The sequence below is a fragment of the Xanthomonas sp. NCPPB 3218 genome (assembly GCF_056725185.1).
On sequence record NZ_CM161516.1, the window covers coordinates 4,485,442 to 4,510,838 of the forward strand.

At 66.2% G+C, this 25,397-nt stretch carries 19 protein-coding genes; 6 read left to right on the forward strand and 13 right to left on the reverse strand.

Going from position 1 to position 25,397, the window contains the following annotated elements:
* Nucleotides 1-72: 72 nt before the first annotated feature.
* Together AC1PLS_RS18810 and AC1PLS_RS18815 are read left to right on the forward strand one after the other, a co-directional pair.
* Nucleotides 73-1,365: an NAD(P)/FAD-dependent oxidoreductase gene (locus AC1PLS_RS18810; RefSeq protein ID WP_024938886.1), complete on the forward strand. Its 1,293-nt coding sequence runs from the start codon at nt 73-75 to the stop codon at nt 1,363-1,365.
* 52 nt (nt 1,366-1,417) lie between these two features.
* The gene (locus AC1PLS_RS18815) at nt 1,418-2,032 is read left to right on the forward strand and encodes a trimeric intracellular cation channel family protein (protein WP_016903683.1); all 615 of its coding nucleotides are present in this window, start codon (nt 1,418-1,420) and stop codon (nt 2,030-2,032) included.
* A 150-nt stretch (nt 2,033-2,182) separates the two neighbouring features.
* Here AC1PLS_RS18815 and rpoH read toward each other — a convergent pair whose 3' ends face one another.
* The 6 genes from rpoH to rhlB all read right to left on the reverse strand — a co-directional run bounded on the left by rpoH (nt 2,183) and on the right by rhlB (nt 8,267).
* A complete protein-coding gene (gene rpoH / locus AC1PLS_RS18820; RefSeq protein WP_024938885.1) occupies nt 2,183-3,058 on the reverse strand; it encodes an RNA polymerase sigma factor RpoH in 876 nt (291 codons plus the stop codon).
* A 199-nt stretch (nt 3,059-3,257) separates the two neighbouring features.
* Nucleotides 3,258-3,983 carry a uracil-DNA glycosylase gene (ung, locus tag AC1PLS_RS18825; protein WP_184434326.1) on the reverse strand — a complete coding sequence of 242 codons (726 nt, stop codon included), beginning with the start codon at nt 3,981-3,983 and terminating at the stop codon, nt 3,258-3,260.
* Between the two features lie 5 nt (nt 3,984-3,988).
* Nucleotides 3,989-4,831: a response regulator gene (locus tag AC1PLS_RS18830; protein WP_016903686.1), complete on the reverse strand. Its 843-nt coding sequence runs from the start codon at nt 4,829-4,831 to the stop codon at nt 3,989-3,991.
* A gap of 8 nt (nt 4,832-4,839) precedes the next feature.
* On the reverse strand, nt 4,840-5,790 hold the full coding sequence (ftsX, locus tag AC1PLS_RS18835) for a permease-like cell division protein FtsX (protein ID WP_016903687.1): 951 nt from the start codon (nt 5,788-5,790) through the stop codon (nt 4,840-4,842).
* Complete coding sequence (gene ftsE, locus AC1PLS_RS18840; RefSeq protein WP_016903688.1) at nt 5,787-6,473, reverse strand: cell division ATP-binding protein FtsE; 687 nt, start codon at nt 6,471-6,473, stop codon at nt 5,787-5,789. Before ftsE ends, ftsX begins: the two co-directional genes overlap by 4 nt.
* Before the next feature lie 75 nt (nt 6,474-6,548).
* A complete protein-coding gene (gene rhlB, locus AC1PLS_RS18845) occupies nt 6,549-8,267 on the reverse strand; it encodes an ATP-dependent RNA helicase RhlB (protein ID WP_184433135.1) in 1,719 nt (572 codons plus the stop codon).
* 198 nt (nt 8,268-8,465) lie between these two features.
* Here rhlB and trxA point away from each other — a divergent pair, with 198 nt between their 5' ends.
* Both trxA and rho read left to right on the forward strand, forming a co-directional pair.
* Nucleotides 8,466-8,807, forward strand: a complete 342-nt coding sequence (trxA, locus tag AC1PLS_RS18850; protein ID WP_005923050.1) for a thioredoxin TrxA — start codon at nt 8,466-8,468, stop codon at nt 8,805-8,807.
* 217 nt (nt 8,808-9,024) lie between these two features.
* Complete coding sequence (rho, locus tag AC1PLS_RS18855) at nt 9,025-10,923, forward strand: transcription termination factor Rho (RefSeq protein ID WP_184433132.1); 1,899 nt, start codon at nt 9,025-9,027, stop codon at nt 10,921-10,923.
* Between the two features lie 639 nt (nt 10,924-11,562).
* Here rho and AC1PLS_RS18860 read toward each other — a convergent pair.
* The 7 genes from AC1PLS_RS18860 to AC1PLS_RS18890 form a co-directional block, all read right to left on the reverse strand.
* Nucleotides 11,563-12,447, reverse strand: coding sequence for an energy transducer TonB (locus AC1PLS_RS18860; RefSeq protein ID WP_184379483.1), 885 nt, complete (start codon nt 12,445-12,447; stop codon nt 11,563-11,565).
* Between the two features lie 59 nt (nt 12,448-12,506).
* Nucleotides 12,507-14,246 (reverse strand): bifunctional isocitrate dehydrogenase kinase/phosphatase, encoded by a 1,740-nt coding sequence (gene aceK / locus AC1PLS_RS18865; RefSeq protein WP_481103981.1) that lies wholly within the window; start codon nt 14,244-14,246, stop codon nt 12,507-12,509.
* Nucleotides 14,247-14,515: 269 nt separating this feature from the next.
* Nucleotides 14,516-16,747, reverse strand: coding sequence for an NADP-dependent isocitrate dehydrogenase (locus AC1PLS_RS18870; RefSeq protein WP_481103982.1), 2,232 nt, complete (start codon nt 16,745-16,747; stop codon nt 14,516-14,518).
* 405 nt (nt 16,748-17,152) lie between these two features.
* Nucleotides 17,153-17,710 carry a hypothetical protein gene (locus AC1PLS_RS18875; protein WP_054591074.1) on the reverse strand — a complete coding sequence of 186 codons (558 nt, stop codon included), beginning with the start codon at nt 17,708-17,710 and terminating at the stop codon, nt 17,153-17,155.
* A gap of 62 nt (nt 17,711-17,772) precedes the next feature.
* Entirely contained in the window at nt 17,773-18,066 is a 294-nt protein-coding gene (locus AC1PLS_RS18880) for a LysM peptidoglycan-binding domain-containing protein (protein ID WP_102580498.1), read from the reverse strand.
* Between the two features lie 102 nt (nt 18,067-18,168).
* Entirely contained in the window at nt 18,169-18,984 is an 816-nt protein-coding gene (queF, locus tag AC1PLS_RS18885; RefSeq protein WP_435005039.1) for an NADPH-dependent 7-cyano-7-deazaguanine reductase QueF, read from the reverse strand.
* Nucleotides 18,985-19,184: 200 nt separating this feature from the next.
* Nucleotides 19,185-20,501 (reverse strand): M20 family metallopeptidase, encoded by a 1,317-nt coding sequence (locus AC1PLS_RS18890; protein ID WP_481103983.1) that lies wholly within the window; start codon nt 20,499-20,501, stop codon nt 19,185-19,187.
* A gap of 256 nt (nt 20,502-20,757) precedes the next feature.
* On the opposite strand from AC1PLS_RS18890, the gene AC1PLS_RS18895 reads away from it, so the two are divergent.
* Complete coding sequence (locus AC1PLS_RS18895; protein ID WP_046344730.1) at nt 20,758-21,999, forward strand: efflux RND transporter periplasmic adaptor subunit; 1,242 nt, start codon at nt 20,758-20,760, stop codon at nt 21,997-21,999.
* 93 nt (nt 22,000-22,092) lie between these two features.
* A complete protein-coding gene (locus tag AC1PLS_RS18900) occupies nt 22,093-25,341 on the forward strand; it encodes an efflux RND transporter permease subunit (RefSeq protein WP_181141072.1) in 3,249 nt (1,082 codons plus the stop codon).
* Nucleotides 25,342-25,397: the final 56 nt, after the last annotated feature.

Below are 25,397 nucleotides of genomic sequence, written 5' to 3' on the forward strand. Positions count from 1 at the left end.
GGGTCCAGGCGGCATGTTCATTACCGATGCGGCATGCTGATGAGCCCGCGTCGCAATCCATCGGACCTTACGATGACTTCTTCCCCCTCCCAAGCTCCGCTGCACCTGGTTGTGGTTGGCGGCGGTTTCGCCGGCTTATGGGCCACCCGCGCACTCGACGATCCCGGCATCCGCATCACCCTGATCGACCGCCAGAACCATCACCTGTTCCAGCCGCTGCTGTACCAGGTCGCCACCGCCGGCCTGTCGGCACCGGATATCGCCGCGCCGCTGCGCCACATCCTGCGCGAGCAGCGCAATGTCGAAGTGCTACTCGGCGACGTCGCCGAAATCGCACCGGCCCGCCGTGAGGTGGTGCTCGCCGACGGCAGCACGCTCGGCTACGACATGTTGCTGCTGGCCACCGGCGCCACCCATGCCTACTTCGGCAACGATCAATGGGCCGAGCATGCGCCCGGCCTGAAGACGCTGTACGACGCGCTGGTGCTGCGGCGCAAGTTGCTGCTCGCCTTCGAGCGCGCCGAAGCCGAATCCGACCCGGCCGCACGCGCAGCCTGGCTGAGTTTTGCCGTGGTCGGCGGCGGCCCGACCGGCGTCGAGCTGGCCGGCACGCTGGCCGAGATCGCCCGCCACACGCTCAAGAACGAATTCCGCCATATCGACCCGCAGCAGGCGCGCGTGCGCCTGGTCGAAGCCGGCCCGCGCGTGCTGCCCTCGTTCCCGGACGATCTCACCGCCAAGGCGCGCAAGCAGCTCGAGCGCCTGGGCGTGGAGGTGCACACCGGCACGCCGGTCACCCACATCGATGCGCTGGGCTATCAGCTCGGCGACACCTTCGTGCCTGCACGCACCGTGGTGTGGGCCGCCGGCGTGGCGGCATCGCCGCTGGCGCGCACGCTGGGCGTGCCGCTGGATCGTGCCGGCCGCGTGCTGGTGGAGCCGGACCTGAGCGTACCCGGTCACCCGGAGATCTTCGTCGGCGGCGACCTGGCCTCGGTCCAGCAAGACGGCCGCCCGGTACCAGGTGTGGCACCGGCAGCAAAGCAGATGGGCAAGCACATCGCCAAGGCGATCCGCGCCCGCCACCGCAGCCAGCCTGCACCAGCCTTCCGTTACCAGGACTACGGCAACTTGGCCACGATCGGCCGCATGGCCGCCATCGTGCATGTCGGCAAGCTCAAGCTCTCCGGCATCGTGGCCTGGTGGTTCTGGCTGGCCGCGCACGTGTACTTCCTGATCGGTTTCCGCAACCGGTTCGTGGTGCTGGTGAACTGGGCGATGGCGTACTGGAGCTACCAGCGCGCCGCGCGCATCATCTTCGGCGGTGCCACCGACGATCCGCCGCCCAGCAGCAAGGACGGATGACAGCGGCGCAGGCCGTGCGCGATGCTGTGCGGCCTGATGCGACGGTCTGATCGTGACCACTCTCCTGTTCCTGCTGGATCTGCTCGGCACCTTCGTGTTCGCCCTCAGCGGCGCGACCGTGGCGGTGCGCAATCGCCTGGATCTGTTCGGCGTACTGGTGCTGTCGTGCGCGGCGGCGGTGTCCGGCGGGATCGTGCGCGATGTGCTGATCGGCGCCACCCCGCCGGCCGCACTGGTGCATCCGCAGTACCTGCTGGTCGCCTGCCTGGCCGGCGTGGCCGGTTTCTACTGGCATGCGGCGGTGGAACGGTTGCGCAACCCAGTGCAACTGTTCGACGCGGCCGGGTTGGCGCTGTTTGCGGTGTACGGCACCAGCAAGGCGCTCGATTACCAGCTCAGCCCGCTCAGCGCGACCTTGCTCGGCATGCTCAGCGGCATCGGCGGCGGCATCGCGCGCGATCTGCTGGTGGCGCGGACGCCGGTGGTGCTGCAGGCCGAGCTATATGCGGTCGCCGCGCTGGCCGGTGGCGGCCTGGTCGCGATCGGGCACATGCTCGCGGTACCGCAGGCCTGGTCGCTGGCGACCGGTGCGCTGGTCTGTTTCGGGCTGCGCTTCATGGCCATCCGCTACGGCTGGCATCTGCCGGTGGCGCGCCTGCCGGAATAGCGCCGGCAGGCGCAGCGCGCGGTCGATCATCGGCGAGCGACCACGACGAACCACCACGCGTCGTCGGACTCGACGCAGCACCAGCAGCCCACATGCAAACGGCCCGGAAGACCGGGCCGTTTGTGCAACACCTGAGGCACGATCGAAGGATCAGGCCACGAACAGTGCCTTCATCTTCTTCAGCGCATTCGCCTCGATCTGGCGGATACGCTCGGCCGACACGCCGTACTCGTCGGCCAGCTCCTGCAGCGTCACCTTGGAGTCCGAGTCCAGCCAGCGGCGCTTGACGATGTCGCGCGAGCGCGTGTCCAGGCCGGCCATGCCTTCGCGCAGCAACTGCAGCTGATTGTCCTCGCTGTCGTGACGCTCGTAGGCCTGCGACGGATCTTCGTCGTTGGCGACCAGATAGCTCACCGGCGACGGCGGACCATGATCGTCGTCTTCGTCGGACGAGGCATCGAAGCCGATATCGCGACCGGACAGACGCGACTCCATCTCCATCACTTCGCGCTCGGAGACGTTCAGGTCCTTGGCGACCGCAGTCACCTCGGACGCATTGAGCCAGCCCAGGCGGGTCTTGGACTTGCGCAGGTTGAAGAACAGCTTGCGCTGCGCCTTGGTCGTGGCGACCTTGACGATGCGCCAGTTCTTCAGGATGAACTCGTGCATCTCGGCACGGATCCAGTGCACCGCGAAGCTGACCAGGCGCACGCCCATTTCCGGGTCGAAGCGCTTGACCGCCTTCATCAGGCCGATGTTGCCTTCCTGGATCAGGTCGCCCAGCGGCAGGCCGTAGCCGTTGTAGCCGCGAGCGACGTGCACCACGAAGCGCAGGTGGGAATGGACCAGCTCGCGCGCGGCGTCCAGATCCAGCTCGTCACGGAAGCGACGGGCAAGGTTCTGTTCCTCATCGACCGACAGCACCGGGATCTGGTGCACGGCACCGATGTAGGCGTCCAGCGAACCGAGCGCACTGGGAATCGGGAGATTGTTTGCCACTAGGGCAGTCGAGGTGATCTGGTTCATAGGGCACCATCTTAGCAGTCGAACTATTGGACTGCCGGGTACAGAAAGAGTTCCCAGCGTTCCATTTATAGGACGTTCGGGCTTTTGGTATCGCCGTCGTTCTACGGCGCAACTCCCGACTTCGAGCATCTACGCTACCACCGCCGCCCTGCGCAGACCGTGACAAAGCCGCCGCGAAACGGGCCGGCGCCGGTACCGTTCAGCCGCTGGCCGGAGTGGTGTCCAGCGCGTTGCGGGGCGGCAGCGACCAGTCGATCGGGCCCAGCCCGCGGCGCTGCAGGTGCTCGTTGGTCTTGGAGAAGTGCTGGCAGCCCAGAAAGCCGCGATGCGCCGACAACGGCGAGGGATGCGGGGCCTTGAATACGCGATGGCGCGCCTGGTCGATGACCTTGCCCTTGGACTGCGCGTAACTGCCCCAGAGCAGGAACACCAGGCCTTCGCGCTCGCGGTTGAGAGTTTCCACCACATGGTCGGTGAAGCCTTCCCAGCCCTTGTTCTGGTGCGCGCCGGCACGGCCCTGCTCCACCGTCAGCACCGCATTGAGCAGCAGCACGCCCTGGCGCGCCCACGGCATCAGATAGCCATGGTCCGGCCGCGCGATGCCCAGGTCGTCCTGGATCTCCTTGTAGATGTTGAGCAGCGACGGCGGCACCGGCACGCCGGGCAACACCGAAAAGCACAGCCCATGCGCCTGGCCTTCGCCGTGATACGGATCCTGGCCCAGGATCACCACCTTGACATGTTCGAACGGGGTGGCGTCGAAGGCCGCAAAGATCTGCGGGCCCGGCGGGAACACCCGCGCCCCGGCCGCCTTGCGCTGGCGCAGGAATGCGGACAGCTCCTGCATTTCCGGGCGCAGCAACCAATCGCCCACCCGCGCCTTCCACGACGGTTCCAGCTGGATACGCGCTTCCACTTCAGCCACTTCGGTCATAGCGTGACAGCCTGGTCCTCGAGCCGAGCCAGGCGCAGCTGGAACAGCACCTTGGTCACCAGCAGACGTTCTTCGATGGGTTTCTGCACCAGGTCGTTGGCGCCGGCGCGCAGCAGCTCGGACTGGTTGCGCGGATTGGTGTCGCCGGTCATCACCAGCACCGGCAGGCGACGCTTGCCGTAGGCGAAGTCGATGCGGATGCGCTCGACCACGTCGCGGCCGTTGAGCTCGCCCTTCAGGGTCACATCGGTCAGCACCACGTCGATGCGGCGCTCGGTGCGGCCCAGCGATTCGGCGGTGAGCAGCGCAAAGGCATCCTCGGCGGTGAGCACATGCACCACCTTCAGGCTCTGCCGCTCGAGCATGCGCTTGGTCGCCTCGGCCACCACGCGGCTGTCCTCGATGTACAGCACGGTCGCGCCGACCACCGGCTCGGGCTGCACATAGCCGCGGATGAAGGTCGCCAGGGCTTCGTGGCCCAGCGCCTTGTCGAAATAATCGGTGACGTATTCGGTGAAGCGGCGCTCCACCAGATGCTGCTGCGCATCGCCGGAGACCACGATCACCGGCACATAGGCCTGGCCGGCCGCTTCGCGCACGCTGCGCGCCAGGGTCAGGCCATCGCCATCGGGCAGCGACAGCGAGGTGGTGACCAGATCCACCGCCCCGGCTTCCAGCGCCTGGCGCGCCTCGGCGATGCTGGAGCAGCCGATCACCTGCACGTTGGGCAGATCGCGCTGCAACACATCGGCGATCAGCTTGCGCACCAGCTTGGAGCCATCGACCACCATCACGCGCGGCGCGTCGCTGATCAGGTGCTTGAGATCCGGTGGATGCATGGCAGGCCTCAGGTCTCGGTGGGACGGGTCTGGCGGAGGAAATGGCCGGTGACCAGCCAGGCACCCAGCCAGCCCAGGACCAGGGTGCCGACCAGCACCAGCGCAGAATGCAGCAGATCCAGCCCGTGCAGGGTAAAGGAGCTGCCGTAACTGTCGGCCAGGGTCGCCAACGGCGCGCGCAACGCCAGCCCGGAGGCGGCGATCAGCGCGAGCGCCACAGCGCCGGCACCGAGCCCGTACCAGGCCCCCAGGTACAGGAACGGACGCCGGATGAAGCCATCGCTGGCACCCAGCAACTGCAGCACGCCGATTTCCTCGCGCCGCGACTGGATGTCCAGCCGCACCGTATTGCCGACCACCAGCACCGCGCCGACACCCAGCAGTGCCGACAGCACCTGCACCAGCCGCTCGCCGAAGTGCAGCCAGCCATCCAGGCGCTTGCGCCACAGCGCGTCGTGCTGCACCTGGTCGGCCTGCGGCAAGGCCTGCAGCGCGCCGGCCAGCTGCGCATCGTCGGCCGTCTCGCTGGGCGTGACGACCAGCAGCGTCGGCAGCGGGTTGTCGCCCAGCGCATCGATCGCCTCGTCGAGCTTGGCGCTCTCGCGCAGCTCGGTCAGCCCCTGCGCCGGCGTGCGCAGCGCGACCTGGGCAACGTCCGGGCGCGCGCGCAGTTCGCCGGCCAGGGCCTGCGCGGCCTCGGCGCCGATCTCGACCTTCAGGAACAGGTTGATCTCGCGCGACTGCTGCACGCTGCCGGCCAGCAACTTGACGTTGTCCAGCGCGATCGACAGCCCCAGCGGCAAGGCCAGCGCCAGCGCCATCACCACGATGGTCAGCAAGGTGGCCCACGGCTTGCGCATGGCACGGCCCAGGCTGAAGGCGATGCTGTGCAGATGGTGGTCGATCCACACGCCGACCCGCGAAGGGGCGACGGCTTCGGTATTGGCGGGCTTGCTCATTCGGCCAGATCCTGCGGCGAGATGTCGTCGACCAGGCGGCCGTGGTCCAGGATCAGCACGCGCTTGCGCATCTGCTTGAGCAGGGCCAGGTCATGGCTGACCACCAGTACGCTGGTGCCGCGCGCGGGCAGCTCGGCGAACAACTGCATGATTTCCGCGGCCAGCGCCGGATCCAGATTGCCGGTGGGCTCATCGGCCACCAGCAGGCGCGGTTCGCCGACGATGGCGCGGGCGATGCCCACGCGCTGCTGCTCGCCGGCCGACAACTGCGACGGCAAGGCCCGCTCGCGATGGGCCAGCCCGATCCGCTCCAATGCCGAGCGCACGCGCTTGCCGATCTCGGCACGCCGGGTGCCGCGCAGGATCAGCGGCAACGCCACGTTCTCGGCGATGCTGCGGTCGTTGAGCAGGCGATGGTCCTGATAGACCGCACCCACCTGGCGACGGTGCAGCGGAATCTGCCGGCCGCGCACCTTGAGCAGGTTGCGTTCGCCCAGCAGTACTGCGCCCTGGCTGGGCCGCTCGCTGAGGTGGATCAATTTGAGCAGGGTGCTTTTGCCGGCGCCGGAGTGGCCGGTCACGAACAGCATCTCGCCATCGGCCACTTCGAAGCTGACATCGGTCAGCGCCTGGTGGCCACCGGCGTAGTGCTTGCTGACGTTGTCGAAACGCAGAACGGTCATCCAGCGATTATGCCGGAGCGCCAGCGCTTGCGTCGCATCGCCGGAGCCCGGCAATGCGACGCAGGCCGCAGGCGATCAGTTGCCGGACACCAGCGAGCGCAGGCGACGGCCGATGCGGCTCAACAGCGACGGGCTGCCGGACGGCTTGGCGGCGCTGCGCACCGGCTTGGCGACCACCTGGGTGGGCTTGCGCGGTGCGGCAGGTGCGGCGACCGGTGTGGAGGCCACTGCCGGCTCGGCACCTTCGACCGGACGGCCGTTGCGACGACGGCGCCGCTTGCGTGGTGCGCGCTCGGCATCGGCCACGATGGTGGAAGGCGCCTCGACCGACGCCGCCGCAACCACCGGCGCTTCGGTCGGCGCTGCCGCTGCCGGGGCTTCGCCCTCCACACGCGGCTTGCGACGCGGACGCGGCTTGCCATCGGCACTGCCGCCGTCGCGACGACCGCCGCCACTGCCGCTGCGCGATGCGCCACCCGAACCGCTGCGACCACCGCCGCGGCGCTGCTCTTCGGCAGCACGCTGTTCGCGCGCCTCGCGGAAGATGGTGCCCACGCTGTCGCCAGCATCCTCGTCGGCCTCTTCGCCTTCCACCGGTACACGCGCGGTACGCGGCAGCGGCGTCAGCAACTCGGAGGTCACCGGCTCGACCGGAATCTTCTGCTCGATATAGGCCTCGATGTCCGGCAGGCTCATCGCATAGCGCTCGCAGGCGAAGCTGATCGCATCGCCCTCTTCGCCCAGCCGCGCGGTACGGCCGATACGGTGCACGTAGTCTTCCGCATCGAACGGCAGGTCGTAGTTGTAGACGTACTTGACGCCGTCGATGTGCAGGCCGCGCGCGGCCACGTCGGTGGCGACCAGGATTTCGAGCTGGCCCTTCTGGAAGCGGTTGAGCAGCGACTCGCGCTTCTTCTGCGGCACGTCGCCTGACAGCACGCCGACCCGGTAGCCATGCCGCTCCAGCGTGCGCGCCACGCGCTCGACGAACGCCTTGGTATTGACGAACACCATGGTGCGTGCGCCTTCGCTGCGCGACAGCAGGCCCAGCAGCAGCGTCTGCTTCTCTTCGTCAGACGGGAAATAGATGCGCTGGCGCACCCGTGCGGCGGTGATGCTCTCGGTTTCGACGACCAGCTTCTCCGGCTCGTTCATGTGCTCGTAGGCGAGCTCGAGCACGCGGTGGCTGAGCGTGGCCGAGAACAGCAGGGTCTGGCGGGTGCCGCGCTCGGGCATGCGCCGCAACAGGAAGCGGATGTCCTTGATGAAGCCCAGGTCGAACATGCGGTCGGCTTCGTCCAGCACGCAGATCTCGCAGGCATGCAGCGAGACCACCTTGTGCTGCTTGACGTAGTCGATCAGCCGGCCCGGGGTGGCGATGATCACGTCCACGCCCTGCTGCAGCAGCTCGCGCTGCTTGTCATAGTCCACCCCGCCGTAGACCAGCGCAAAGCGCAGGCCCAGGTCGGCGCCGAACTTGACCGCATCCTTGTGGATCTGGATCGCCAGCTCGCGGGTCGGCGCCAGGATCAGCGCGCGCGGGTCTTCCGGCTTGCGGTCGGCCAGCGCCGGGCGGATCAGCAGGCGGTTCATCACCGCCACCAGGAACGCCAGGGTCTTGCCGGTGCCGGTCTGGGCCTGGCCGGCGACGTCGCCGCCCGGCAGCGCGACCGGCAGGGTCAGCGCCTGGATCGGGGTACAGCGGGTAAACCCGGCGCTCTCCAGCCCGGCGATCAGCGCCGGATGCAGGTCGAACGTGGAAAAAGTCAAATCGGTCAGCGGTTTGTCGCTCATTATTCCGTCTTCGTGAGGCGCCCTGGGCAGCCCGGGCGCGGCTTGCATCGATGCCGACAGCGTCGCAAACTGCGGCTGTTGTGGCGGACAGCGCGGCTTCAGGACTGACACTTGATTCAGTCGCGCAATGCCCCAGTTTAACGCAATGTAGCGGCCTGCCCGTTCGGGCGGGCCGTTTTGGTTTCCAGGAGACCCAACGTGAGCGATAAGGTTCAACATGTCGGCGATGCCGACTTCGATACAGCTGTACTGCAATCCGGCGAACCGGTGCTGGTGGATTTCTGGGCCGAGTGGTGCGGACCCTGCAAGATGATCGCCCCGGTGCTGGACGATCTGGCCGATACATACCAGGGCAGACTGAAGGTTGCCAAGGTCAATGTGGACCAGAACCGCGCCTTGGCCATCAAGTACCACGTGCGTTCGATCCCGATGCTGTTGCTGTTCAAGGATGGCCAGGTGCAGGCCACCCAGATCGGTGCGGTTGGCAAGGGCCAGCTGACCCAGATGATCGACAAGACCCTGGGCGGCGCGGCCGCCTGAGCGAGCGGGCGTCCAGCGATGGGCGCCCCGTGATGCGCCAGCAGTTAAATCCTGCTGCGGCAGGCGCTTGCGCGGTTGCGCGCAGCGGTGATAGTGTCAGTTGATCCGGAGCACGTTCGTGCGCCGACGTACCCCTCTAGAAACCTCTTCTAGACTCCCATCACCTAAAGTTCGCCCCCCAGCCGGGCGCTCGCACTCTTAGCGAGGAATCACGCACTTGTCCGATCATCCTTCCTCCGATACCGGGAGCAGCGTCGACGCTCCTGTCGAGAAGCGCGTGCGCAAGCCGCGCGTGAGCAAGACCGCCGCTGCCACCGACGACGGTGGCGCGCAGCAGCCCAACCTGCCCTTGCCCGCCAGCCCCGTACCCGACGCTCCACGTGCCCCGCAGGCCCCGTCGCACGCTGCCGATTCGGCACCGGCGCAGACGTCCGGCGATGGCGCGTCCTATGCCGGTAACGCCCCCAGCGCCAACCAGGGCAACCAGGGCAACCAGGGCAACGACACCCATGGCGACTCCCGCGAGGGTGGCCAGACACAGCAGCAGCGCTTCAATCAGGCGCAGCAGCAACAGAATCAGAATCAGGCGCAACACCGGGGCCAGGGCCAGAACCAGGCTCAGCCCCAGGCGCAAGGTCAGGGTCAGGACCAGGCCCAGAATGGCGGCCAGCATCAGCAAGGCCAGGGCCAGGGGCAGAACCAGCAGGGCAACCGCCGTGACCGCTTCCGCAATCGCCGCGACCGTGGACGCGACCGCTTCGGCAACGAGGGTGGCGGCGGCATGCCGTCGTCGGATGGCAGCAACGAGCCGTTCGTCGCGCGCCCGCACCCGGCCGTGCCGGAAGGCTTCCCGGTCTACTCGCTGAGCGATCTCAAGCGGATGCCGGCGCAGAAGCTGCTGGATATCGCCGACCAGCTCAACATCCAGGAAGGCGTGGCGCGCGCGCGCAAGCAGGACGTGATCTTCGCACTGCTCAAGGTGCTGACCCGCCACGGCGAAGGCGTTGCCGCCGACGGTGTACTGGAAATCCTGCCCGACGGCTTCGGCTTCCTGCGTGCCGCAGAAGCCAGCTACCTGGCCGGCCCGGACGACACCTATATCTCGCCCAGCCAGATCCGCCGCTTCAACCTGCGGACCGGCGATCACCTGTCCGGCCGCATCCGCTTCCCGAAGGACGGCGAACGCTATTTTGCGCTGTCGATCGTCGACACCATCAATGGCGAGCCGCTGGAAGCCAGCAAGAACAAGGTGCTGTTCGAGAACCTGACCCCGCTGTTCCCGCGTCGCCGCTTCCGTCTGGAGCGTGGCGATGGATCGACCGAGGACATCACCGGCCGCATCCTGGACCTGATGGCGCCGCAGGGTAAAGGCCAGCGTGCGCTGATCGTCTCCCCGCCCAAGGCCGGTAAGACGATGATGATGCAGCAGGTGGCCACGGCCATCACCAGCAATCATCCCGAAGTGCACATGATCGTGCTGCTGATCGACGAGCGCCCGGAAGAAGTGACCGAAATGCAGCGCACCGTGCGCGGCGAGGTCATCTCCTCCACCTTCGACGAACCGGCCGCGCGCCACGTGCAGGTCGCCGAGATGGTGATCGAGCGGGCCAAGCGCCTGGTCGAGCACAAGAAGGACGTGGTGATCCTGCTCGACTCGATCACCCGTCTGGCACGCGCCTACAACAACGTGGTGCCCAGCTCCGGCAAGGTGCTCACCGGTGGTGTGGACGCCAACGCGCTGCACCGTCCGAAGCGCTTCTTCGGTGCGGCCCGTAACGTGGAAGAAGGCGGCTCGCTGACCATCATCGCCACGGCGCTGGTGGAAACCGGCAGCAAGATGGACGAGGTGATCTACGAAGAGTTCAAGGGCACCGGCAACAGCGAAGTGCATCTGAACCGTCGCATCACTGAAAAGCGCGTGTACCCGGCGATCGACATCAACCGCTCGGGCACGCGTCGCGAAGACCTGCTGATCGAGCCGGAGCTGCTGCAGAAGATCTGGATCCTGCGCAAGCTGCTGCACCCGATGGACGAAATCGCGGCGATGGAATTCCTGCTGGACAAGATGAAGACCACCAAGTCCAACGACGAGTTCTTCAGTTCGATGAAGCGCTGAGTCGGTCGGTATTCTCGACAAGAAAAAGCCCCGCATTGCGGGGCTTTTTTTGTGGGTGCGTGGTTGCTTGCAATCACAAGTCGGGTTGGTCGAGTGCGCGGTGCCCTCGCCGCTCGCGGGACACACCGCAGGTACGTACGTGTAGGCTCGGGAGCGGCATCCTCGCCGCCCGCGGTCCCGCAAGCGGCGAGGACACCGCACCAGGAAGTTGATCGGCGGGGCCAATACCTGCCTATCGCCGCGTCTGCGTTGGGATGCCAGAAGGCTTTGCAGGGTGCTTGTTGAAAAGCCTGCCTTCTCTCGGCTTGAAATGGAACGCTGGTGGGACGCGCTGTGACTCAAACAACAAACCTCATGCTCTGCTCGCAAACATGCACACCGACCATCTCGACGGGTCCTTGCCCGCCCATCGTCGCGGGACCTTACGCGGCATGGATGCCGCGTAAGAGCCTACACGGACGTACTTGCGGCGTGTCCCGCGAGGGTGGGCGGGCCAAGGGCCCTGCAGCCAACTGGCAGATCAGCGGCCTTGTAGCCAAGCCCTGATAAGCCGTCAGGCAGGCAACGATCAAGACCATCCGCTCTGCATGCAACAGGCGTGAGGTACCTTCGCCAGCCGCGCTGATGTTGGCTTCGCGCTTAAGTTCCTTGCAGCGGCGTCACCAGCCGCACACCTTCTCCGCGTGCGGAGAACAAGCCACTACCCGGCAGCGCATCCGGACTGTCGGTCGATGCCGACGCATCGCGCTGCTCGTGCCAGGGCGCCGGCTGACGCGGGCCCGGCAGATAGGATTGCCACTTTTTGGCTTGCTTTGCAGCGATCGAATTGCCTGGCCAGGATTCGATGGCGAAGGTGACCGGAACCCGCATGACCCAGTACGGCGCGTCGGCCTCGGCGCCTTGCGTTGGCGGCACAAATGTCCAGCCTCGCGCCTTGGCGATTGCAACGTCGGCAAACGCCTTGCGCCAGCGCGGGCGCTTGGATTCCGGCGCCAGCGTGGTCAGGTTGACCTGCTCGGCGACCAGATCTTCGACCTTGCCATCGCGCCCGACCTTGAGCAGCAGATAGACCACCCCGGTCACACCTTCTCGAAACGCATGCTCAGGGTACGCAGGTGCCGGCATGTCCTTGGCAGCGACGCTGGCTGCAGCTTGCTCCTGGCTGCCGAAATGCGCGCTGCGAATCGATACGGAATAGGTGCCGTTATCGGCCGGCTTGGCGACCAGCAGCAGATTCATCAGCAATTGCGCGGGCAAGGCGCTTCCATCGTCTTTGACAGGGTCAAAGCGCCAGGAAGCGATCGATTGTTTGACGCGGTCGCGGACCACTGGCGGCAGGCTTGCTTCGTCGGTGAGCTTGACCTCCGTAACGGTACCGTCCGGCGTCAGCGTCAATTCGCCTGCGATATTCATGCTGGCCTCCATCTGTGCCTGTACCTGCGCGGCACTGGGAACTGCCTGCACGCCGCTGACATTCGCCATTGCCAACAAAATGCCCAAGCCAAAGCGTTGCTTCCACTGCATGACCGCACTCCATGGTTATTGAGTTTCGTTGTACCAGCTTGGCGCATACGCGTAAATCGTCAGGCCAGTTTTCGCGAGTCTGCGTAGGGCGGGGTGTCGGGGTAGTCGTCCTCGCGCAGGCGGGTTTGCAGGTCGCGCCACCATTGCGGGTCGAACAGTTCCGGGTGCAGGTGCTTGACCGCTTCCAGCTGCGAGGGGGGCAAGCCCATGAATAGCGCGAAGCGCTCGGGAAACACATCGCGCGGGCAGACGTGGAACCAGGGCTCGGCAGCCATCTGTTCTTCATAGGTGGTGGCGGTTGGCCAGTCGCGGAAGGTGCATTCGGTGATCAGGCACAGCTCGTCGTAGTCGTAAAACACCGCGCGCTGATGGCGGGTGATGCCGAAGTTCTTCAGCAGCATGTCGCCGGGAAAGATATTGTTGCGCGCCATGTCCTTGATCGCCTGGCCGTAGTCCAGCGCGGCCGCATGCGCGGCTTCGGGCAGCTGTTCGCGCAGGTAGAGATTGAGCGGGCGCAGGCGGCGCTGCACGTAGCACAGCGCGATCAGCACGTCCTGGCCATCTTCGCTCAGGCTCGTCGCACAGCTGGTCTGCAGCTCTTCCAGCAACGCGGGCGAGAAACGCGATTTGGGAAACCGCAGGAAGCGATACGGCTGCGCGTCCAGCAAGCGACCGATGCGATCGAGCTGGAACACCAGCTCGTACTTGCCTTCGACCTGCGCACGACTCATGGTCTTGGGATAGGCAAAGCGGTCGCGAATCAGTTTGAACACCAACGGATAACTGGGCAGGGTAAATACCACCATGACCATGCCGGGCGTGCCATCGGCATGCACCAGTTGCTCGGAGGGATGCGCCTGGAAATGGCTGAAAAACGTGCGATAGCGTTCGGTCTTGCCCTGCTTGGCGCGCCCGAGCATCGTGTACAGCTCGTCGACCGGCTTGTGGGTGAGCAGGCTGCGCAAGAACACCACCGCGTCGCCGACGGTGGCCAGATCGGCCTGGAAGTAACTGCGCGAGTTGCTGAACAATTGCGCGACGTCGCTGCGTTTGGTCAGCACCGCTTCGGCACGCAGGCCGGCGTCGTCGTTGACCAGGGCGATGACGCATGGCGAGAAGCGATGTTCGCCGAACACGCGGCCGACCAGGTAGGCGCGCCGTTCGCGATAGAACACCGTCTCCAGCAATTCCACGCTGCGCACCGGGTGCTCGCCCCAGTGCGCGAGATCATCGAGCAGGCGCACCGCGATCGCCGCTGCACAGCGGGTGCGATGCGCATACGGAACGTCGAAGGAATAATCGCCGAGCACGCGCACCAGCATGTCGGTCAGCCGGCCGGGCGAGACCGCATAGGTGTGCCGCGCAACCGGCACCGTGATCGCGTCGGTCGGCTCGATATCCAGCGCGATGAATTCGATCTCCGCATCCACGCCGTGGGTGCCGAAGTAACGCCGGGTCAGGGTGTTGTAGAAGGTCTTGTACAGCTCCTGGTCGATCAGCCCGCTCAGCAGCGCGGCGTAATGCACGCGTGCACGCATCCACAGCGCGCGATCGTGCGCCTGCCCCAGCAGCACCGCACGCAAGCGCAGCATGCATTCGCTGATGTACTGGTCGTACAGCGCGATCCGCGCCACCGCATCATCGCGCGCGCCGCTCCAGTCGCGCGTTTCGAAGCGCTGTTTGGCGCGTGCGGTGATCTCGGCAAACCGGGCGTGGTAATCCTCGAAGGCGTCGTACACGGCATGGGCGATCGCCAGCGCACGGCGCTCGGACTGTGGCGGTAACGGGAGCTGGCTCATGCCGGCAGTGTACCCAGCGCATGTTGCGGCGTGCAGCGGAGACAAACGATCCATCGAACAGGCGCACAGTCAGCCAAATGCCGAGACTGCTCGCACCGAGGCGCAGGCTCTCTCGCAGGCACGGCATTGCCAGGTCGTGAGGCTGGCACGCAACGACCGTGTTCTCGCTATTGCGCGCAAACGCCGGAAACGACAAGGCCCGCCCCTCATCGAGGCGGGCCCTGCCTGTTGTTGCACCTGCTGGACGCACCGCCAGGCGGTGCGCTGGATCAGGCCTTCAGCGTGGCCAACACGTCGTTGAAGGTCTTGCTCGGGCGCATCGCCTCGCTGACCTTGGCCAGATCGGGGTGATAGTAGCCGCCGATCTCGACCGGCTTGCCCTGGGCGCCGTTGAGCTCGGCCACGATGGTGGCTTCGTTCTCGGTCAGGGCCTTGGCCAGCGGTGCGAACTTGGCCTGCAGGGCGGTGTCCTCGGTCTGCGCAGCCAGGGCCTGCGCCCAGTACATCGCCAGATAGAAGTGGCTGCCGCGGTTGTCCAGTTCACCGACCTTGCGCGCTGGCGACTTGTTGTTGTCCAGGAACTGACCGTTAGCGACGTCCAGCGCCTTGGCGAGCACCGTGGCCGACGGATTGTCGTAGCGGTTGCCCAGATGCTCCAGCGAGGCGGCCAGGGCCAGGAACTCGCCCAGCGAATCCCAGCGCAGGCTGTTCTGTTCGACGAACTGCTGCACGTGCTTGGGCGCCGAGCCACCGGCACCGGTCTCGAACAGGCCGCCACCGGCCATCAGCGGCACGATCGACAGCATCTTGGCGCTGGTGCCCAGCTCCAGGATCGGGAACAGGTCGGTGAGGTAGTCGCGCAGCACGTTGCCGGTGACCGAGATGGTGTCCTGGCCCTTGCGGATGCGCTCCAGCGAGAAGGTGGTCGCTTCCACCGGCGGCAGGACGCGGATATCCAGGCCGTTGGTGTCGTGATCCTTCAGATAGGTTTCGACCTTGGCGATGACCTGCGCATCGTGCGCGCGGGCCTTGTCCAGCCAGAACACCGCAGGCGTCTGGCTCAGGCGCGCGCGTTCGACGGCCAGCTTGACCCAGTCCTGGATCGGCGCGTCCTTGACCTGGCACATGCGCCACAGGTCGCCGGCTTCCACCGCATGTTCGAACACGGTGGCGCCGGTGTCGTCGGTGACCTTGACGGTCCCGGCGGCGGCAATCTGGAAGGTCTTGTCGTGCGAGCCGTATTCCTCGGCCTTCTGCGCCATCAGGCCAACGTTGGGCACCGAGCCCATGGTGGACGGATCGAATGCGCCATGCGCCTTGCAGTCGTCGATCACCGCTTGATAGACATCGGCGTAGCAGCGATCCGGGATCACTGCCTTGGTGTCCTGCAGCTTGCCTTCGGCATTCCACATCTGACCGGAGTCGCGAATCATCGCCGGCATCGACGCATCGACAATCACGTCGCTGGGCACATGCAGGTTGGTGATGCCCTTGTCCGAATTGACCATGGCCAGGGCCGGACGCTGCGCGTATTCGGCCTGGATATCGGCCTTGATCTGCGCCTGCTGGTCGTCCGGCAGCGTGGCGATGCGTGCGTACAGGTCGCCGATGCCGTTGTTGGGGTCGAAGCCGACCGACGCAAGCGCTTCGGCATGCTTGCTCAGCGTGTCCTTGTAGAACTCGCCGACCACCACACCGAACAGCACCGGGTCGGAGACCTTCATCATGGTGGCTTTCAGATGCACCGAGAACAGCACATCCTTGGCCTTGGCATCGGCGATCTGCGCGTCGATGAAGCTGGCCAGCGCGCGCTTGCTCAGCACCGCGGCATCGACGATTTCGCCGGCCTTGACCGCCACCTTGTCCTTCAACACGCTGCTGCTGCCGTCGTTACCGACGAACTCGATCTTCAACGCGCCGGCGGCCGCCACGGTGGCGGATTGCTCGCTGCCGAAGAAGTCGCCGTCGTCCATATGGGCCACGTGCGACTTCGAATCGCTGCTCCACTTGCCCATGCGGTGCGGATGCTTGCGCGCGTAATTCTTCACCGACAGCGGCGCGCGACGGTCGGAGTTGCCTTCGCGCAAAACCGGATTGACCGCGCTGCCCTTGACCTTGTCGTAGCGCGCCTTGATGTCCTTTTCGGCATCGTCCTTGGGCGTGTCCGGATACGCCGGCAGCGCATAGCCCTGACCCTGCAGTTCGGCGATGGCGGCCTTGAGCTGCGGCACCGAGGCGCTGATGTTGGGCAGCTTGATGATGTTGGCTTCCGGCGTGGTGGCCAGCTCGCCCAGCTCACCGAGGTCGTCGGCGATCTTCTGCGCGTCGCTCAGGTGCTCGGGAAACAGCGACAGGATGCGGCCGGCCAGCGAGATGTCGCGGGTTTCGACCACGATGCCTGCAGTATTGGTGTAGGCATCGATGATCGGCAGCAGCGACTGCGTGGCCAGATACGGTGCTTCGTCGGTGAGCGTGTAAATGATCTTCGGTGTCTTCGACATAAGGTGCGATGGCTCGTGTGGTCGGAAGGAGCGCCGGCGTTGTTGGCACTGGCGTTGGCGTGCGCGACGGGGGTCGCTGCTGGCACGCCGATCGGCCGGCGCGTGGAACGCGGCGATGGATCAGCACGGCATTGTCGCGTCTGAGCCGCGCCCGGGTAAAGCGACCACAGGCGGATGCTCCATCCCGCCACTCGGCCAATGCGATGGATGCAGCTGTAACGAATCTGCCGGCTGAGAGAATTACGCAGAAAAAAGGGCGCGATCGTGTGATCGCGCCCCGATGGCCTGCTTGATGAGCGTTGGGACAGCGCGATGGACGCGCGTGTCCGACATGCTTGGGATCAGTGCGCTACCCAGGTTGCGAGCACGCATCCCTATCTGCAGACTGCCTGCTCGCGTGGCTGCTTACTTGACCGTGATGGTCTGCGGAGTGCCCGCCGGCTTGCCATCCACCATGACCTGCGCGGTGTAGCTGCCAGCCGGCCAGCCATCTGGCTTGCTGAAGCTGAGGTTGGTGGTTTCCGGGCCAGTCGTGGTCAAGGTGGCATTCTGCTCGCCGGCCACCTGGCCATCCTGATAGGTGAGCTTGGCTGCGACCGCCACATTGCTCGCGCTGCCATCGGTTTTCACCGAGACGATGATGGTGTCTTTGCTGCCGATATTGGCCGAGGGGGTCACCGACTTGTCGGCAGTCGCTGTGGTGCCGACCACTACGCTTGACACCGTGACTGCGGAACCCATTGCGGCTGCGGTATCGGTGCTGGCGGCGCCGGTCGCGGTGCTCTGACCCGCCTGATCGCTCGCCGGCGGTGTTGCCGCCGGGCCTGGCATCGCCTCGGTGGCAGCCCCGGAGGTCGGATCCTTGGACACGCTGTCGTCGTCGGCCTTCTTGCTGCAGCCCGACAGGGCGAGAACGCCGGCAAGGGCAATGGCGAGGGTGCTAGAAACGGATGTAGTACGCATGGATCGATCTCCGGATATCAGAATAAAAGTGGGTTTCGAAAGGTGCCAGGGGTGCGGTGCGCCTATGACTTCGGCGGCAACTGCAGGACCTGACCTGGAAAGATCTTGTCCGGATCCTTGAGCGTTTCGCGGTTGGCCTCGAAAATCCGCGGCCACAGGTTGCCGTCGCCGTAATGACGCTTGGCGATGCTGGACAGACTGTCGCCCGCCTGCACGGTGACCGATTCGCCGACCAGCTGCGCAGTGCTCTGCACGCTGGTACGCACGTTGGAGAAATCCGCCGCTGGCGCGACGTCTGCGGTGCTGTCGACCGAGGACGTCACGTTGGAAAAATCTGCTTTCTTGTCGACATTCATTGCCGCAATCCCTTTGCATCACGATGACTGCAGGGTGCGCGGCGCGCTGTTAAGCGTGGATCGCGCCACCGTGAAGCTGGCGCGAGCCTTGAATGGGCGCGATTACTGGCGCAGGTCGCGGAAGATCGATAGCGGCGTCGGCACGCTGGGCGAGCTGCGCAAGGGGTTGATGTCCAGCCCGCCACGGCGGGTATAGCGCGCTTCCACCACCAACCATTCGGGCGCGCAGCGGAGCAGCACGTCATGGAAGATACGCTCCACGCATTGCTCGTGAAACTCGGCGTGGTCGCGGAAACTCACCAGATAACGCAGCAGGCCTTCGCGGTCGATCGGGGCGCCGCGGTAGCGCAACGTGACGCTGGCCCAATCCGGTTGACCGGTGACCGGGCAATTGGACTTGAGCAGGGCCGAGGTCAGCACTTCTTCCACCACTTGTTGTGCGTGCGCCGCCAGATATGCGGCATTGGGCGGGCCGTAATCGTCGATGCTGACATCCAGTGCGTCGATCGACTCGCCCTCACCCACCGCATCGATCGGCGGCAGACCGAATTCCACCACCACATCGGCACCGGCGCGCGTGGACAGGTCGGAGGCGATGCGCATACGCACCGCTTCGGCGCTATTGAAGCGGGTGGCATTGAGCGAATTGAGATACAGCTTGAGCGACTTGGATTCGATCAACGACGGCGACTCGCTGGGCACGTGCAAGGTGGCAGTGGCCACGCACGGCTTGCCCTGCGCATCGAGCCAGCTGAGTTCGTAGGCATGCCAGCGGTCGCGGCCGATGAAGGGCAAGGCCCCCGTCAGGCCGATCGCCTCGCGCCCGGCCGCGCGCGGAATCGGGAACAACAGCGACGGATCGTAGCCATTGGGATAGGCGACCTCACGACCGAGGGTGGAATCTTCTGGGGTATTCATCACGCCATTTTAGGCCGAGCGGGCTGGCCGTGAGGTGTATAGCAGACGCTGGAGCGACTGGCGACAGAAGCAGCGGGCCGTCAAACGGCCCGCCGCCCCACACAATCACCAACGCTCAGCGGGAACCGCGCAACTGCACACGATTCCCGATTCCCGATTCCCCATTCCCCATTCCCCATTCCCCATTCCCCATTCCCGAATCAACCAGCCTCCCCCTGATGCAGGTAATCCAGCGACACCTGCAACAGCGCGCGCAGACCCACATCCAGCGACGATTCGTCGAGCAGGAACTGCGGCGAATGGTTGCTGGGCGCGGTCGCCGGGTCGATGCCCTTGGCGGTGGAGCCGACGAAGAAGAACATCGACGGCACCTGCTGGGCGTAGAAGGAGAAATCTTCCGCGCCCATCTGCAGCGGCGGCTCGTAGACATTGTCGGCGCCGACCACGGCCTGCAGGCTGGGCAGCATCCTGGCGGTCAGCGCCGGGTCGTTGACCGTGGCCGGGTTGCCGGGCTGGTCCGGTACCTGCGCCTCAACCTTGGCCCCGTGGGCGGCGGCGGTGTGCTCGGCCACCGTCTTGAGGTCGGCGAAGATCTGCTGGCGCATGGCTTCGTCGAAGGTGCGGATGGTGCCGACCATTTCCACGTCGTCGGGGATGATGTTGTAGCGGATGCCGCCCTTGATCGCGCCGAAGCTCAACACCGCCGGTTGTTTGGACAGGTTGGCGCGGCGGCTGATCACGGTCTGCGCGGCACCGATCATGTCGGCGCTGGCCACGATCGGGTCGATGCCGTTCCACGGCGCCGAGCCATGCGTCTGGCGGCCGATCATCTTGATCGCAAACCGGTCCGAGGCGGCCATCAGCGGGCCGCTGCGCACCGCGATCTTGCCGGCCTGCACGCTGGAGAACACATGCAGGCCGAACACCGCCTGTGGCTTGAAGTCGGCGAACAGGCCTTCCTTGAGCATCAGCGAGGCGCCGCCCTCCTCGTTGCCGGGCGCGCCCTCTTCGGAGGGCTGGAAGATCAGCATCACTTCGCCGGGCAGCTGCTCGCGCATGCCGACCAGCGCTTCGGCCACCCCCAGCAGGATCGCGGTGTGGGCGTCGTGGCCGCAGGCATGCATCACCCCGACCTGCTCGCCGCGGTACTCGGCGGTGACCTTGGAGGCATACGGCAGGCCAGTCTGCTCCTTGACCGGCAAGGCATCCATGTCCGCGCGCAAGGCGATCTTCGGACCTGGCTTGCCGCCCTTGATGATGGCCACCACGCCGTGATGGGCGATGCCGGTACGCGGCTTGAGGCCGAGCTTGCGCAGCTGCGCGGCCACGGTGGCGGCGGTGCGCTCCTCGCGATTGGACAGCTCCGGGTGCTGGTGGAAGTCTCGGCGCCACTGCACCAGCTTGCTCTGCAACGGCGCGGCGGCGGCCTGGACGTCGGGCCGGGGCGCGGCCTGGGCGGCGGCCAGGGTGGGCAGGGCAAGCAGCAACGCGCTGGTCAGCAGGCAGGAGTGGCGCATCAGCAATCCTCTAAAGATGGTTGCTTAATGTAGTGCAGGTGCCCGCTCGGTGGGCTGCAGTGGGGCTCGATTCAGTCCTGCGGTCAACCACATCGGCCTTGACGCGTTGCCGCTGCATTGCATCTGTGAACGCTGCAGTCGTTTCGTCCGGCGGGCCGTTACTTCAGTAACGCTCAATTGCCTGATCGCAACGATATGCTTCGCACAGCCGCCCTACGGTCGCACCAGCGCCCGGCCCGCCCTCAGGAGTTGTCGCATGTCGCGTTTTTGGAAGATCACACTGCTGGTCGTAGCGGTGCTCGTCGTGGTGTTCGTCGCAATGCGGATGTTCGGTGGGGGCAACCACGGCAAGCGGGCGGACGCGCCGGACGGCAATGGCACCGAGAACAGCGGCCCGGTACCTGTCACGGTCGTGGCCGCCACCACCCAGGATGTGCCGGTCTACGCCAGCGCGCTGGGCACGGTGACCGCGCTCAATACCGTCACGGTCAGCCCGCAGGTCGGCGGCCAGCTGATGAGCCTGAATTTCAAGGAGGGCCAGGAAGTGAAGAAGGGCGAGCTGCTGGCGCAGATCGACCCGCGCACCCTGCAGGCCAGCTACGACCAGGCACTGGCGGCCAAGCGCCAGAACCAGGCACTGCTGGCGACCTCGCGGGTGAACTACCAGCGCTCCAACGACCCGGCCTACAAGCAGTACGTCTCGCGCACAGACCTGGATACTCAGCGTAACCAGGTAGCGCAGTACGAGGCGGCGGTATCGGCCAACGATGCACAGATGCGCTCGGCGCAGGTGCAGTTGCAGTTCACCCGCGTGACCGCGCCGATCGACGGCATCGCCGGCATCCGCGGCGTGGATGTGGGCAATATCGTCAGCGCCAGTTCCACCATCGTCACCCTGACCCAGATCCGCCCGATCTACGTGTCCTTCAACCTGCCCGAGCGCGAGTTGCAGGCGGTGCGCAGCGGCCAGGCGGCCGCCCCGCTGGACGTGGCGGCGCTGGACCGCGGCGATGCGCACGTGATCAGCGGCGACGGCAAGCTGGAGGTGATCGACAACCGCATCGCCGCCGACAGCGGCACCTTCGGTGCCCGTGCGATCTTCGCCAACACCGACAATGCCTTGTGGCCGGGCCAGTTCGTCAACGTGCGCCTGCAGCTGCGCACCATCTCCGGCGGCACCGTGGTGCCGACCCAGGCCGTGCAGCGCGGCCCGGATGGCGATTACGTCTACGTGGTCGGCAACGACAACACCGCGCAGATGCGCACCGTGGTGCAGGGCGTGGAAGTGGACGACAGCCATGTGCAGGTCACCAAGGGGCTCAAGCCAGGCGAGCGCGTGGTGACCGAAGGCCAGTTCCGGCTCAAGCCGGGCAGCAAGGTCAGCGCACTCAAGCCGGGCGAGACCCCGCCGGAGCCGACCGAGGCCGAACTCAAGGCCGCGCAGGACAAGAGCCGTGGCGGCGCCGGCGGCCGACGTGGCGGCGGCGGTCCGCGCTAACTCGCGAGCACCGGCGACGGGCCTTCCGTCGCCGGTGTGCATCGGCGCTGCGCGCGCCGGCATCGATTGACGTCTTCAGCAAGGACACCCCCCGTGGGCTTTTCGACCATCTTCATCCGCCGTCCCATCGCCACCTCGTTGTTGATGGCGGGCATCCTGCTGCTGGGCATCCTGGGCTACCGGCAATTGCCGGTCTCGGCGCTGCCGGAGATCGACGCTCCCAGCTTGGTGGTCACCACCCAGTATCCCGGCGCCAACGCGACCACCATGGCCTCGCTGGTGACCACGCCGCTGGAGCGCCAGTTCGGGCAGATCTCCGGGCTGCAGATGATGACCTCCGATTCGTCGGCAGGCCTGTCCACGATCATCCTGCAGTTCTCGATGGACCGCGACATCGACATCGCCGCGCAGGATGTGCAGGCGGCGATCCGTCAGGCCACCCTGCCCTCGTCGCTGCCGTATCAACCGGTCTACAACCGGGTCAATCCGGCCGACGCGGCGATCCTGACCCTCAAGCTCACCTCCGACTCGCTGCCGCTGCGCGAGGTCAACCGCTATGCCGATGCGATCCTGGCCCAGCGCCTGTCGCAGGTGCCGGGCGTGGGCCTGGTGTCGATCGCCGGCAATGTGCGGCCTGCGGTGCGCATCCAGGTCAACCCGGCGCAGCTGTCGAACATGGGCCTGACCATGGAGTCGCTGCGCAGCGCGCTGACCCAGACCAATGTCAGCGCGCCGAAGGGTTCGCTCAACGGCAAGACCCAGTCCTACAGCATCGGCACCAACGACCAGCTCACCGACGCGGCGCAGTACCGCGAGACCATCATCAGCTACAGCAACGGCCGCCCGGTGCGGCTGGCCGATGTGGCCAAGGTGGTCGACGGGGTGGAGAACGACCAGCTCGCCGCCTGGGCCGACGGCAAGCCGGCGGTGCTGCTGGAAATCCGCCGCCAGCCCGGTGCCAACATCGTGCAGACGGTGGAGCAGATCCGCAGCATCCTGCCGCAGCTGCAGGCGGTGCTGCCGGCCGACGTGCACCTGGAGGTGTTCTCCGACCGCACCGAAACCATCCGCGCCTCGGTGCACGAGGTGAAGTTCACCCTGGTGCTGACCATCGCGCTGGTGGTGGCGGTGATCTTCGTGTTCCTGCGCCGGTTGTGGGCCACCATCATTCCCTCGGTGGCGGTGCCGCTGTCGCTGGCCGGCACCTTCGGGGTGATGGCGTTTGCCGGCATGTCGCTGGACAACCTGTCGCTGATGGCGCTGGTGGTGGCGACCGGGTTCGTGGTCGACGATGCGATCGTGATGATCGAAAACATCGTGCGCTACATCGAACAGGGCAAGAGCGGGCCGGAAGCGGCCGAGATCGGCGCCAAGCAGATCGGCTTCACCGTGCTGTCGCTGACCGTGTCGCTGGTGGCGGTGTTCCTGCCGCTGCTGCTGATGCCGGGCGTGACCGGGCGCCTGTTCCATGAGTTTGCGTGGGTGCTGTCGATTGCGGTGGTGATCTCGATGCTGGTGTCGCTGACGCTGACGCCGATGATGTGCGCCTACCTGCTCAAGCCCGACGCCCTGCCCGAAGGCGAGGACGCGCACGAACGCGCCGCCGCCGCCGGCAAGACCAACCTGTGGACGCGCACCGTGGGCGCCTACGAGCGCAGCCTGGACTGGGTGCTGGCGCACCAGCCGCTGACCCTGGCGGTGGCGATCGGCGCGGTGGCGCTGACCGTGGTGCTGTACATGGCGATCCCCAAGGGCCTGCTGCCCGAGCAGGACACCGGCCTGATCACCGGCGTGGTGCAGGCCGACCAGAACGTGGCGTTCCCGCAGATGGAGCAGCGCACCCAGGCGGTGGCCGCGGCGCTGCAGAAGGACCCCGCCGTGACCGGCGTGGCCGCCTTCATCGGCGCCGGCACCATGAACCCGACCATCAACCAGGGCCAGTTGTCGATCGTGCTGAAGACGCGTGGCGACCGCGAGGGCCTGGACGAGGTGCTGCCGCGCCTGCAAAAGGCGGTGGCCGGCATTCCCGGCGTGGCGCTGTTCCTCAAGCCGGTGCAGGACGTCACCCTGGACACCCGCGTGGCCGCCACCGAGTACCAGTATTCGATGTCGGATGTGGACAGCAGCGAGCTGGCCACCTGGGCCGGGCGCATGACCGAGGCGATGCGCAAGCTGCCCGAGCTGGCCGACGTGGACAACAACCTGGCCAACCAGGGCCGGGCGCTGGAGCTGAGCATCGATCGCGACAAGGCCAGCATGCTCGGCGTGCCGATGCAGACCATCGACGACACGCTGTACGACGCCTTTGGCCAACGCCAGATCTCCACCATCTTCACCGAGCTCAATCAGTACCGGGTGGTGCTGGAAGTGGCGCCGGAATTCCGCAGCAGCACCGCCTTGATGAACCAGCTGGCGGTGGCCAGCAACGGCAGCGGCGCGTTGACCGGCACCAATGCCACCAGCTTCGGCCAGCTGACCTCGTCCAACTCCTCCACCGCCACCGGCGTGGGCGCGCAGAACACCGGCATCGTGGTCGGCGCCGGCAGCATCATTCCGCTGGCCGCACTGGCCGAGGCCAAGGTCACCAACACGCCGTTGGTGGTCAGCCACCAGCAACAGCTGCCGGCGGTCACGATCTCGTTCAATCTGGCGCCCGGCCATTCGCTGTCGCAGGCGGTGGAGGCGATCGAGCAGGCGCGCCAGGATCTGAAGATCCCCACCCAGGTGCATGCGGCGTTCGTCGGCAAGGCGGCCGAATTCACCGGCAGCCAGACCGATATCGTATGGCTGCTGCTGGCCTCGATCGTGGTGATCTACATCGTGCTGGGCGTGCTCTACGAGAGCTACATCCACCCGCTGACGATCATCTCCACGCTGCCGCCGGCCGGCGTCGGCGCGCTGCTGGCGCTGATGATGTGCGGGTTGAGCCTGTCGGTGGACGGCATCGTCGGCATCGTGTTGCTGATCGGCATCGTCAAGAAGAACGCGATCATGATGATCGACTTCGCCATCGACGCCCGCCGCGAAGGCGCCAATGCGCACGAGGCGATCCGGCGCGCCTGCCTGCTGCGTTTCCGCCCGATCATGATGACCACCGCCGCCGCGATGCTGGGCGCGCTGCCGCTGGCGCTGGGCACCGGCATCGGCTCGGAACTGCGGCGTCCGCTCGGCATCGCCATCGTCGGCGGCCTGCTGCTGTCGCAGCTGGTGACGCTCTACACCACGCCGGTGATCTACCTGTACATGGAACGTGCCGGCGAGCGGCTACGCGATTGGCGCGCACGGCGTGCCGCCCGCCGCGACGGCGTGCCCCCGGCCTCCACCTCGGAGCGCCCGGCATGATGACCGATGGCGTCATCGCTGATCGGTCTGCCTGCCCACGGCTTCGCCTTCTCGCA

Bases quoted from the DNA above. Each gene is read 5' to 3' on its own strand.
- rhlB (WP_184433135.1), bottom strand. From the start codon at position 8,267: ATGAGCGACAAACCGCTGACCGATTTGACTTTTTCCACGTTCGACCTG.
- ftsE (WP_016903688.1), bottom strand. From the start codon at position 6,473: ATGACCGTTCTGCGTTTCGACAACGTCAGCAAGCACTACGCCGGTGGC.
- aceK (WP_481103981.1), bottom strand. From the start codon at position 14,246: ATGAGCCAGCTCCCGTTACCGCCACAGTCCGAGCGCCGTGCGCTGGCG.
- AC1PLS_RS18830 (WP_016903686.1), bottom strand. From the start codon at position 4,831: ATGCATCCACCGGATCTCAAGCACCTGATCAGCGACGCGCCGCGCGTG.
- AC1PLS_RS18890 (WP_481103983.1), bottom strand. From the start codon at position 20,501: ATGCGCCACTCCTGCCTGCTGACCAGCGCGTTGCTGCTTGCCCTGCCC.
- AC1PLS_RS18810 (WP_024938886.1), top strand. From the start codon at position 73: ATGACTTCTTCCCCCTCCCAAGCTCCGCTGCACCTGGTTGTGGTTGGC.
- rpoH (WP_024938885.1), bottom strand. From the start codon at position 3,058: ATGAACCAGATCACCTCGACTGCCCTAGTGGCAAACAATCTCCCGATT.
- queF (WP_435005039.1), bottom strand. From the start codon at position 18,984: ATGAATACCCCAGAAGATTCCACCCTCGGTCGTGAGGTCGCCTATCCC.
- ftsX (WP_016903687.1), bottom strand. From the start codon at position 5,790: ATGAGCAAGCCCGCCAATACCGAAGCCGTCGCCCCTTCGCGGGTCGGC.
- AC1PLS_RS18895 (WP_046344730.1), top strand. From the start codon at position 20,758: ATGTCGCGTTTTTGGAAGATCACACTGCTGGTCGTAGCGGTGCTCGTC.
- AC1PLS_RS18860 (WP_184379483.1), bottom strand. From the start codon at position 12,447: ATGCAGTGGAAGCAACGCTTTGGCTTGGGCATTTTGTTGGCAATGGCG.
- AC1PLS_RS18875 (WP_054591074.1), bottom strand. From the start codon at position 17,710: ATGCGTACTACATCCGTTTCTAGCACCCTCGCCATTGCCCTTGCCGGC.
- AC1PLS_RS18880 (WP_102580498.1), bottom strand. From the start codon at position 18,066: ATGAATGTCGACAAGAAAGCAGATTTTTCCAACGTGACGTCCTCGGTC.
- AC1PLS_RS18870 (WP_481103982.1), bottom strand. From the start codon at position 16,747: ATGTCGAAGACACCGAAGATCATTTACACGCTCACCGACGAAGCACCG.